Origin of the sequence: Flavobacterium denitrificans DSM 15936, from assembly GCF_000425445.1 — a bacterium.
Classification (GTDB): domain Bacteria; phylum Bacteroidota; class Bacteroidia; order Flavobacteriales; family Flavobacteriaceae; genus Flavobacterium; species Flavobacterium denitrificans.
Map to the genome: position 1 here is coordinate 1 of NZ_AUDL01000020.1, position 10,750 is coordinate 10,750.

A 10,750-nucleotide genomic window follows, 5' to 3' on the forward strand; every position below is an offset into this window, starting at 1 on the left:
GAAGATGACCACGTTGATAGGCTACAGATGTAAAGGCAGTAATGTCACAGTCGAGTAGTACTAATAATCCGTAAGCTTATGTACAAACTTTTCCCTCCGAGCAATCGGAGGGAGAGAACTTTCTAAAATATATTTACTTTTCTTTATCTCAGTATGTTAAGATATTGTTTTAATTATCAATTGTCAATTATCAATTATTAATTAAAAAGTTGCCCAAGCAACGAACGACCTTAAGGTGGTTATTGCGGCGGGGCTCACCTCTTCCCATCCCGAACAGAGAAGTTAAGCCCGCCTGCGCAGATGGTACTGCATCATTGTGGGAGAGTATGTCGTCGCCTTTCTTTTGAAAACCCTGTTTCGTAAGTTACAGGGTTTTTTATTCTTAATTTTGCTAATTAGCAAATAAGGTACCTTAGCTCAGATGGTAGAGCAATGGACTGAAAATCCATGTGTCCCTGGTTCGATCCCTGGAGGTACCACATAATGCTCGGATGGTGAAATTGGTAGACACGCTGGACTTAAAATCCAGTGAACAGCAATGTTCGTGCGGGTTCAAGTCCCGCTCTGAGTACTAAAACTTCAATTGGCTTTGCTAATTGAAGTTTTTTTTTGAATTAATGTTTCCTTGATTTTTTATATATTTTAAGTTAAAGAGTCTTATTTGCCTCTGTGAGCTTTTTTATTCGATCTTAAAGTGCTTTTAGATATTCATATTATAAAATAATGATAAATTTACTTCCTTAGAAATTATATTATGAACGAACTAATTACCGTTATAAATAGTTTTCAAAAGTTAGATGCTGACACTGAAAAAGCGATTCGGCGATTTTTTGTTGAAGAAAAGTTTAAGAAGAACGATTTCATAATTCAAGAGCATAAAATATGCGATAAGATTTATTTCATCAGTTCTGGTGCTGTTCGAAGATTTTGCTTTGAAAATGATGAAGAAGTTACGAAGTGGATTTATACCGATAATCAATTTGTAACTTCCATGAGCAGCTTTTTTGAACAAAAACCTTCGTTTGAAATTTTTCAGGCTTGTGAGGAAACAATTGTCTATTCGTTATCTTATTCTGATGAACAACTTTTATTAGAATATCCTTTATTTTTAAAATTTCACCTTAAACAACTTCGGCATTATCTTTCTGGAATTAACGAATTTCATCATTTATTTCGTGTAATGACGGCTGAGAAGAAATATCTATTTCTATTAGAATCATTTCCTCAAATTATTCAAAAAGCTAAGCTAAAACACATCGCCTCACTAATTGGCGTAAGCCAGGAAACTTTAAGCAGGATTCGCGCTTCAATTATTTGACATTAGGTCAAAAAATAAATTTTTCTTTTTTCCAATATTTGCTGTGTTATTAAATTAAGTACTATTGAAAAATACTGTAATAGACAAAAATGCAATTATTGGAAAAAACGTTCACTTTGGAAATTTTATCACAATCGAAAATGATGTAATAATAGGTGATAATTCATGGTTAGGAAATAACGTTACAATTTCAAGTGGTTCGAGAATTGGAAATAATTGCCATATTCATTCGGGAGCTGTAATTGGCGGTATACCTCAAGACTTAAAATTCAATGGTGAATACACCTTACTGGAAATGGGAGATAATAACATCATTCGAGAAAATGTTACTATAAATCGTGGTACTTCTTCGAAGGGAATAACTCGCATTGGAAATTCTAATTTAATTATGGCAAATGCTCATATTGGCCATGATTGTTTTGTTGGCGATAATTGTATTATTGGCTTTAGTGTTGGCATGGCTGGTGAAGTAGTTGCTGGCGATTTTGTTAATATAAGCGGACTCTCTGCAGTGCATCAATTTTCGCAAATTGGCAGTCATTGTATGATTAGTGGCTTGAGCAGAATTGTGAAAGATATTCCGCCTTTTGTAACTGTGGCTCATGAACCTTTGCGATTCGCTGGTTTAAATGTTGTTGGACTTCGAAGAAGAGGTTTTTCTTTAGAAAAAATAGAAGAGATTAAATCAATTTACAGAATTATTTTTCAGGAAAGAAGAAATACTAAAAGCGCCTTAGAATTAATTGAACTGAATTTTGAGCCGACTTTTGAGCGAGATGAAATTTTAAACTTTATTAAATCATCAAAACGCGGAATTGTAAAAGGAATTATAGAATAAAAGAAGCCTCCAATATTTTGTATTGGAGGCTTTATTGCTATGCGAATTAAAATTAGATGAAAAATATCTTTATAAGTCTACTATTCATATTTGAGGTATTTCAAGACGTTTGCTTTAGTTGCGTAATAAGCCCGTGATAAAACAATTATTAAAGTCAGAACTAATAAGGTAATAAACCCTGCAACAAATGGAATTATAGTAATGTCAATTCTAAATGCAAAATTTTGGAGCCATCTATTCAACAGAAAGTAAACAGGAAATAAGGCAATTACAAAACCAATAATGAAATACAGAATATATTGTTTCGATAATTCTTTTAGTAAAACATTGGTTTCGGCACCTAATGTTTTTCGAATGGCAATTTCTTTCATGCGTCGTTGTATAGAATAAGATGCTAAGGCAAATAATCCAAAAAGAGCAATTAGAATTACAACAATATTGAGCAATGAAAATAAGCTTTTTTGTTTTGAGTAAGTTTCATAAGTTCTCGCATATTGTTTGTCTACAAAATCATATTGAAACGGATATTCGGTATCGACTTTCGACCATAATTTTTCAATATTTGTGATCGTGTTTTCCAAATTGTCAGCATTTAGTTTTATGAAAACTTTATTTATGTTTTCAGCCATATCAAAGGTTTTAATATGATTGAAAACAATTGGCGGTACCTTTAATTCGGGGCTTAATATGCTAAAATCTTTGACAACGCCAATGATTTTTAATTTTTGCTCCCGTATTACAAGTTCTTTCCCAAGAGGAGATTTTAGATTCATTAGTTTTGCAGCCGTTTCATTTATTATAACTGAATTAATGGTGTCAGACGCTAATTTTTTATCAAAATCTCGTCCTTTTATTATTTTAATATTCAGCATTTCAAACATCCCATAATCCAAATTGATTATTCTTTCCTTAAAAAGTTCATTATTGTACAAAACCCCGGCGAGAGAATTATCTAATCCGTCAAAAGAAATAAGGCCAGTCGAAACTTGTTGAACTCCCTTAATTTTATACAGTTGTTGTTGTATAATGCTGTATTTACTGTAAATATTTTGTGCGACATTTTCGGACTGATATTCGATTGATGGAAAATTTAGGGAAACCGAAATTACCTGATCGCCTTTAAAACCAAGATCTTTATTTTGTAAATATTTAATTTGCTGATATACAATGTTAGAGCCAATAATGAAAAAAGAAGCAATTGCAAATTGAAGAATAAGTATTCCATTACGTAGCCAAATACCATTTTTGCTTCTTTCGAAATTTCCTTTCAAAACTTTAAAGCTTTTAAAATTGGCGATATAAATTGCCGGCAATAATCCAGCAGTGAAAATTGTAATGATGAAAATCAGAAGCAATTGTACATAAAATTGATTGGCAAGAAGTAGAATGTTTTTATTTAAAAAGTTGTTGTAATAAGGCAAAACGAGTTCTACGATTACCAATGCTAGTAAAACAGAGAAACTGGTTGTTAAAATAGTTTCAAAAAGAAACTGAATGATAATATCACCTTTAGAAGCCCCCCATATTTTACGAACTCCCACTTCTTTTGCTCGTTTTACCGCGTTTGCAGTGGCGAGATTGATATAGTTAACAATCGACAGAATGAGAATTAAAACAGATAAGCCCATCATGATGATTAAAAATTGATAATTTCCTCGCGTTTCTGGGTAACCATCGGTTATCGAGTGTAATCGGGCTTTTGATAAAGGTTCAAGAATAACTGTAAAATGCCCCACTTTTTTAGTCATAACTTCGACCGTAAAACCTGCTTCTTTGGCAATTATCGCAATAAAATCGTGGTTGTAAATTCTTTCGAGTTTCTGTCTTATAAGATCAACTTTTGACGGATCTTTTACTTTTAATAATAATTTTAAAACAAACGGACCCCGCAATCCGGAAGTTGTATATTGTTTCATTTTATTGATTATGACATTTGGCGCAATCGAAGAATTTCCAAGAATACGGTACACGGCTCTTACAGAAAAGAGCTGGTTAAAGCATTTTATTTGTTTTCCAATGGGGTTCTCATTTCCAAAAATCCTTTTAGCTGTAATATCCGAAATAGCAATGCTGGAATCATCTTTTATAGCTGAAATTGCATCGCCCTTAATAATTTCGAAAGGAAAAAAAGAAAAGAAATTTTGTTCGACATTGATAATTTTATCTACAAACTCTTTTTTTCCTTTGTAAATAATTTTATCCTTTTGATACCAGCTATCAGCATAAAGTATAGATTCTATATTAGGATCTTGGTCTAAAGCCGGTTTTAGGAATAAGGCACAATCTGACAGGGCTGGCATATCGCTTAGTTGAACCAAAACCTGATATACTTTTTCTTTTTCAGGATTCCAGGCATTGTAATTTTGTTCGTCGTTCCAATAAAGCAGTGCAAAAATCAGCCCGGCAATTCCTATTGACAATCCTAAAATATTAAGGAAAGAGAAAAGCTTGTTGTGCTTTAAGCGGTAAATAAATATGTTGATATAGTTTTTTAGCATCTTATTCGTATTTTAAATATCGTAGAACTTCGACTTTTGTTACTTGGTACGCTTTTGCCAAAACGATTGTCAGTGTCAGAAACAGTAAAGACACAAAAGCAATTATAAAAGGCAAAACCGGAATGTCAATTCGGAATGCAAAATTTTCAAGCCACTTTTGCAATAAAAGATAGGCAGGAAATATTCCGATTAAAAAACCAATCACACAAAAAACAACATATTGTTTTGACAAATCTTTGAGCAAAACATTAGTTTCTGCACCAAGCGTTTTTCGTATCGCGATTTCTCTCAATCTTCTTTCCATAGAAAAAGAAGCCAGCGCAAACAATCCGAAAACAGCAATCAAGATTACGATGATATTCAGTAAAGCGAATAAGTTTCTTTGGTTTTCATATTTTTTAAAGTTTCGGGCGTAATTTTTATCCACGAAATTATATTCGAAAGGATATTCAGAATCTACTTTTTGCGTCCAGAATTTATTAATTCGGGCAATAGTTTCTGGAATATCGTCGGGTTTCACTTTTATAAAAACATGTCTAATGTCATCCTGAACGCCATCAATTTTTGTTACATAAAAGAGAACCATAGGTCCAATTCGGCTTTCAAGCCCGAAATAGTTGAAATTTTTGACCACGCCAACAATCTTCAATTTTTGATCTCTCCAAAGAATATTTTTATTTAAAACGTCTTTTTCTCCAATCAATTTGGCCGTTTCTTCATTTATAAGTACTGATGAAATAGTGTCAGAAGAAATTGCTGGATTTAGTTTTCGTCCTTTTAGTAACTTAATATCTAACATATCAAGCATGTCCAAATCCATTGCCATTTCTTGTATTAAAAACGGTTTTCTGTTTTGATAACTCGCACTAGACCATGAGTTTTCCTGAGATCCCATCGCAAAAAGAGCAGTCGAAACTGCTTCGACACCTTTTATTTTTGAGGCTTCCTGTTTGATGAGTTTGTATCTTTCGAATTGTGATTTTTCTTTTTTAGGTTTAAAGGTGATATCTAAAACTTGTGTTCCTTTAAAACCTAAATCTTTTTCGGCCATAAAATTTACCTGTTTGTAAACTATGAAAGAACCAATGATAAAAAAAGCAGCAATAGCAAATTGTAAAACAAGCATTCCGTTACGAAGCCAGATTCCCTTTTTACTTCGGGAAAAATTTCCTTTCAAGACTTTTAATACTTCAAAATTCGAAACATAAATTGCCGGCAAAACTCCTGAAACCAATATTACAAGAGATGTAATTATTATTAATTGAATGAAAAATTGTGCTCCGATTAGAACCAAATCTTTATTTAGAAAAGAATTATAATACGGTAGTAAAATTTCAACTAACACCAAGGCCAACAAGGCAGAAAAAATAGTAATTAATGCCGTTTCAAAAACAAATTGCATTATAATTTGCCCTTTTGTAGCGCCGGTAATTTTTCTTACTCCAATTTCTTTAGCTCTTTTTATCGCATTAGCAGTGGCCAGATTGATATAATTCACAATCGAAAGCAGCAAAATTAATATCGACAAACCCATCAAAATCAACAGATATTGTAAATTTCCTATTGGTTCTGAAAAAGGTTGATTTCCACTATACAACTTGGCTTCCGACAAAGGCAATAAACTTGTTTTTACAGGATTGCCGTACTTTTTTGTAAATTCTTCGATTGAAAGGCCTTCTGATTTGGCTTGTGCTTTAGTAACATTTTCGAAGAAAAGGTTATCCATGTTTTTTATGATGGCATCTGTAGCATTTGGATTTTTAATTTTTAAAACTAAACCGTAATGATAACTCCATTCGTCTTTTGTTCTTTTTAAGTCGTCGTCGATAACCGTTGTAACGGCTTCGGGCATCACAGATGATTTTTCAGAAAGCTGATACACACCGCGAACAGTAAAAACCTGACCATCATATCGCACTAATTTTCCCATCGGGTTTTCTGTGCCGAAAAGTCTTTCTGCAGTTTCTTCAGATAAGGCAATACTGTTTCGATCCTGAATCGCCGTTTTGGCATTTCCATGAATAAATTTGTACGGAAAGAAAGAAAAGAAATTGCTTTGTGCCGTAAAAATCTTATTCAGCACTTCTTTCTTATTATTATACGAAATCACATCTTTGGCATATTCGGCATAAAAATAACAGTAGCTTTCCAGATCAGAAGAAACTGCTTTTAACATCGGACCTGTTGTAGCAGCATTTGTTGTCCAGATATTACCTTCGCCAATGTCATTTAAGACCGAATAAATCTTGTCTTTTTCTGGATTCCATTGGTCATACGAATGTTCGTCGTTCCAAAAAAGAATCGCAAAAATCAACGTGGCCATTCCGATTGACAATCCTAAAATATTTAGAATCGAAAACAGTTTATTGTTTTTGATGTGATAAAAAAATGTGTTGATCCAATTTTTTAACATCACTCTAGTTTTTAGAAGTTACCAAAACATCTACATTTCTATGGTTTAATTTTTCAGAAAGTACAACTCCGTCTTTCATTAAAATTGTTTTTTGTGAAAAAGAAGCATCGTAATCAGAATGGGTTACCATTAAAATAGTGGCACCATTTGCATGAAGATCAGTCAATAATTCCATTACTTCATTTCCGTTTTTACTGTCCAAATTTCCCGTTGGCTCATCGGCCAAAATAATTTTCGGATTATTGATTAAAGCTCGCGCAACGGCAACACGCTGTTGCTGTCCGCCTGAAAGTTGTTGCGGAAAATGTTTCAATCGATGTGAAATTCCTAGTTTGTTGGCAATTTCATGTATTCTTGTTTTTCTTTCAGAAGAAGGAACATCATTATAAATCAAAGGCAATTCGATATTATCATAAACCGATAATTCATCAATTAAATTGAAATTTTGAAAAATGAATCCGATGTTTTCTTTTCTGGCTTTTGATCTTGATTTTTCTTTTAGTCCAACCATTTCCTGATTTAGCAAAAGATAACTTCCGTCTGAAGCGCTGTCCAAAAGCCCGACGATATTTAACAAAGTTGATTTTCCGCTTCCGGAAGGTCCCATGATAGAAACAAAGTCGCCTTGATTGATCGTTAATGAAATTTCGCTTAATGCTCTGGTTTCTAATTCCTCGGTTCTAAATACTTTTGAAAGTTTTTTAATGGTGATCATAAATTGGTGTTTTTAGTTTTGATTGATTTTCTCTTTTTGGATTTTTCCCTTCGGAAGCAAAAGAAACGCGTCTGAAAATTAAGATAATTAACAATGCGATTTTTTGTTATTTTTACTTTCGAAAGAGCTTAATAATTAATGATTTATCAGTACAATTGTGATTTTCATGCCAAAAATTTAAACCTTGTAACTGCTTTATTTTTAAGATTTTATTTTAAGAAAAAAAGCTTCACTGTCCAAAAGTGGACACCTTTCGTCCAAAACCGAACAAAAATGAAAAAAACGAACGCTTCAATTTTAATCATCGACGATCAGGAAGACATCCTTTTTGCGTCGAAAGTGTATCTAAAAAAGTATTTTGAGAACATTTATACACTCAATAATCCGAAAAATATTGTCGAATTATTGGCAAAAAATACCATTGATGTTGTTTTGTTGGATATGAATTACAGAATTGGTTTTGAAGACGGAAGAGAAGGTTTGTATTTATTGAAAGAAATAAAAACACTTTCCCCAAAAACGGTTGTGATTTTAATGACGGCTTTTGGAAAAGTCGAAACGGCTGTTGAAGGTTTAAAGTCTGGAGCTTTTGATTATATTTTGAAACCTTGGGAAAATAAAAAATTGCTGGAATCGGTAAAACAAGCTGTTGATAAAGCAAGAAAAGAGCAAAAGAAAATAAAAAGTCCGGAAATGGCTAATGACTTTTTTATTGGCAATTCTGAAATTATAAAAAAAGCGTATTCGCTTGCGGATAAAGTAGCAAAAACCGATGCCAATGTTTTGATTCTCGGCGAAAACGGAACCGGAAAATTTGTTTTGGCACATCATATTTATACGCAATCTGAAAGAAAAAATCAGCCTTTTGTAAATGTTGATTTAGGATCTTTAAATTCGAATATTTTCGAAAGTGAATTATTCGGTTATGCTAAAGGCGCTTTTACCGATGCAAAAACAGACACGCCGGGACGTTTTGAAATGGCGCAAAACGGAACTATTTTTCTGGATGAAATAGGGAATGTTCCACTTCATTTGCAATCAAAATTGCTTCAGGTAATTCAAACCAAAACCGTAACAAGATTGGGGGAAACAAAACCAAGACCTTTAAACGTTCGAATAATTACAGCAACAAATTTGAACTTAAAACTCGAAGTTGCCGACAAAAATTTCCGTGAGGATTTGTATTACCGAATCAATACAATGGAAATTGTTTTGCCTCCGCTACGCGAAAGAAACGAAGATAAAATTCCGTTAGCCGAATATCTGCTGGAAAAAATCAGTGAGAAATACGGAAGAAGTCAAATAATCTTTGATAAAAAAGTTTTAGAACAAATTGAAAAACACGCCTGGAATGGTAACATTCGAGAAATGGAAAACAAAATTGAGCGCGCCGTTATTCTTTGTGAAAATAATAAAATCACCGTTTCTGATCTTGATTTGGAACAAATTACCGAATATGAAAATCCAGATGATATTCAGCTTTCGTCGGTAGAAAAAGCTACTGTAGAAAAAGCGCTTTTAAAACACAACAACAATATAAGTAAAACCGCCGAAGAACTCGGGTTGTCAAGAGGTTCGTTGTATCGTCGTTTGGAGAAATATAATATCAGCACCAACTAATATGCTAAAATCCTTAAAAACATATCAGTTTCTTTTTCTGCGATTAATTTTGATTTTGGTTACAATTGAATTTTCTATTTATCTGCATAAAATCAAATTTGTATTTGCGCCTATTTTTGGCTTTTTGATCGTTTTTCTGCTGATTGTAGAATTGTATAATTATGTAAAAAGTATCATTTTACTTTATGATAAAACCATTTCTTCAATAATACAGAATGATTTTAGTTCTGATTTTTCAAAACATAAATCGGGAAAAAATGATTTGTTTGAGTTGTATGATATTTTGAAAAACAAGCGAAACGAAGAAGTTTCAAAAGACATTATTTATACTTCGATTCTAAATAATATCGAAACCGGAATTATTATTCTGCAAAAACAGGAAAATGACTGGAACATTTTTTTAATGAATGATTATTTTTCGACGCATTTTAATGTGCCTAAATTCTCAAAATGGAAATACCTTAAAAGTCATTTGCCAACATTATGCGATATTATTGATAAAGATGATTTTCAGGAAATAAAAACGTCAATCGAAATTAGCATCAACCAGCAAAATTCACAGACTTTTGTGTTGCAGGCGTCGCGAACAGAAATTTTTGAGAATGATTATTTTATCGTTTTATTGGATTCGATTCAGAATGTGGTCGAGAAAAAAGAGAAAGATGCCTGGATTAATTTGATGAAAGTGATTTCGCATGAACTTTTGAATTCGATCACGCCAATTCGTTCTATTTGTCAAAATTTACAAGATTTGGTCGAGCAGGATTCTTTGTCTTCCGAAGATTTAGACGACATCAAAAACAGTGTCGAAACCATGCTCAGACGAAGCGACCATTTGCAGAAATTTGTTGAAGGGTATCGAAAACTGGCGATGTTGCCTTCGCCTAAAAAACAGAAAATCGAACTTCAGGAATTGGTAAACAATTGTCTTCATATTATGGAGCCTTTGTTTAAAAGAGAAAATATAGAAGTTGAAAACAGGATTTCGTTCCATTATTCTATAAATGTCGATGCTCAGCAAATGGAGCAGGTTTTGATCAATCTTTTGACGAATTCGATAAATGCTTTAAAAAACAATAATCAAAAACAGATTTTCATTTCGGCGGAAGCCAAAGAAAACCGAACTTTTATAAAAATTGCAGACAGCGGAAATGGAATCGAAAAAGAAATCGAAAACAAAATTTTCCTTCCGTTTTTCACGACAAGAAATGAAGGCGCCGGAATTGGTTTGACTTTGTCTAAAAATATTATCGAAGCGCACGGCGGTTATATTAATTACAAAAATGAAAACGGAAAAACGGCTTTTGAGATTTGTCTAATTGAAGGCTAATCGCCCATTTTACATAAT

General features: G+C 32.9%; 7 protein-coding genes, 2 tRNA genes and 1 rRNA gene. 7 read left to right on the forward strand and 3 right to left on the reverse strand.

Features of this window, described 5'->3' with window-relative positions:
- The first annotated feature begins 231 nt into the window (after positions 1 to 231).
- From rrf to lpxA, 5 genes are all read left to right on the forward strand, one after another.
- Positions 232 to 341 (forward strand): 5S ribosomal RNA (rrf, locus tag H600_RS0111455).
- Between the two features lie 65 nt (positions 342 to 406).
- Positions 407 to 479 (forward strand) — tRNA-Phe (locus H600_RS0111460).
- Between the two features lie 6 nt (positions 480 to 485).
- Positions 486 to 571 (forward strand) — tRNA-Leu (locus tag H600_RS0111465).
- 183 nt (positions 572 to 754) lie between these two features.
- A complete protein-coding gene (locus tag H600_RS0111470; protein ID WP_026728913.1) occupies positions 755 to 1,318 on the forward strand; it encodes a Crp/Fnr family transcriptional regulator in 564 nt (187 codons plus the stop codon).
- A 64-nt stretch (positions 1,319 to 1,382) separates the two neighbouring features.
- Complete coding sequence (gene lpxA / locus H600_RS0111475) at positions 1,383 to 2,156, forward strand: acyl-ACP--UDP-N-acetylglucosamine O-acyltransferase (RefSeq protein WP_026728914.1); 774 nt, start codon at positions 1,383 to 1,385, stop codon at positions 2,154 to 2,156.
- 80 nt (positions 2,157 to 2,236) lie between these two features.
- Here lpxA and H600_RS0111480 read toward each other — a convergent pair whose 3' ends face one another.
- From H600_RS0111480 to H600_RS0111490, 3 genes are read right to left on the reverse strand one after another with little or no spacing between them, the layout of a single operon-like run.
- Positions 2,237 to 4,654 (reverse strand): ABC transporter permease, encoded by a 2,418-nt coding sequence (locus tag H600_RS0111480; protein WP_026728915.1) that lies wholly within the window; start codon positions 4,652 to 4,654, stop codon positions 2,237 to 2,239.
- Between the two features lies 1 nt (position 4,655).
- Entirely contained in the window at positions 4,656 to 7,067 is a 2,412-nt protein-coding gene (locus H600_RS0111485) for an ABC transporter permease (RefSeq protein ID WP_026728916.1), read from the reverse strand.
- A gap of 4 nt (positions 7,068 to 7,071) precedes the next feature.
- The gene (locus tag H600_RS0111490) at positions 7,072 to 7,782 is read right to left on the reverse strand and encodes an ABC transporter ATP-binding protein (protein WP_026728917.1); all 711 of its coding nucleotides are present in this window, start codon (positions 7,780 to 7,782) and stop codon (positions 7,072 to 7,074) included.
- A 273-nt stretch (positions 7,783 to 8,055) separates the two neighbouring features.
- Between H600_RS0111490 and H600_RS0111495 the strand changes: the two genes are divergently transcribed.
- The gene (locus H600_RS0111495; protein WP_026728918.1) at positions 8,056 to 9,402 is read left to right on the forward strand and encodes a sigma-54-dependent transcriptional regulator; all 1,347 of its coding nucleotides are present in this window, start codon (positions 8,056 to 8,058) and stop codon (positions 9,400 to 9,402) included.
- A 1-nt stretch (position 9,403) separates the two neighbouring features.
- Positions 9,404 to 10,732 (forward strand): sensor histidine kinase, encoded by a 1,329-nt coding sequence (locus tag H600_RS0111500; protein ID WP_026728919.1) that lies wholly within the window; start codon positions 9,404 to 9,406, stop codon positions 10,730 to 10,732.
- Positions 10,733 to 10,750 lie beyond the last annotated feature (18 nt).

Excerpts from the sequence above, each read along its gene's own strand:
- H600_RS0111470 (WP_026728913.1), top strand. The coding sequence starts at position 755 with ATGAACGAACTAATTACCGTTATAAATAGTTTTCAAAAGTTAGATGCT.
- H600_RS0111480 (WP_026728915.1), bottom strand. The coding sequence starts at position 4,654 with ATGCTAAAAAACTATATCAACATATTTATTTACCGCTTAAAGCACAAC.
- H600_RS0111485 (WP_026728916.1), bottom strand. The coding sequence starts at position 7,067 with ATGTTAAAAAATTGGATCAACACATTTTTTTATCACATCAAAAACAAT.
- H600_RS0111490 (WP_026728917.1), bottom strand. The coding sequence starts at position 7,782 with ATGATCACCATTAAAAAACTTTCAAAAGTATTTAGAACCGAGGAATTA.
- H600_RS0111495 (WP_026728918.1), top strand. The coding sequence starts at position 8,056 with ATGAAAAAAACGAACGCTTCAATTTTAATCATCGACGATCAGGAAGAC.
- H600_RS0111500 (WP_026728919.1), top strand. The coding sequence starts at position 9,404 with ATGCTAAAATCCTTAAAAACATATCAGTTTCTTTTTCTGCGATTAATT.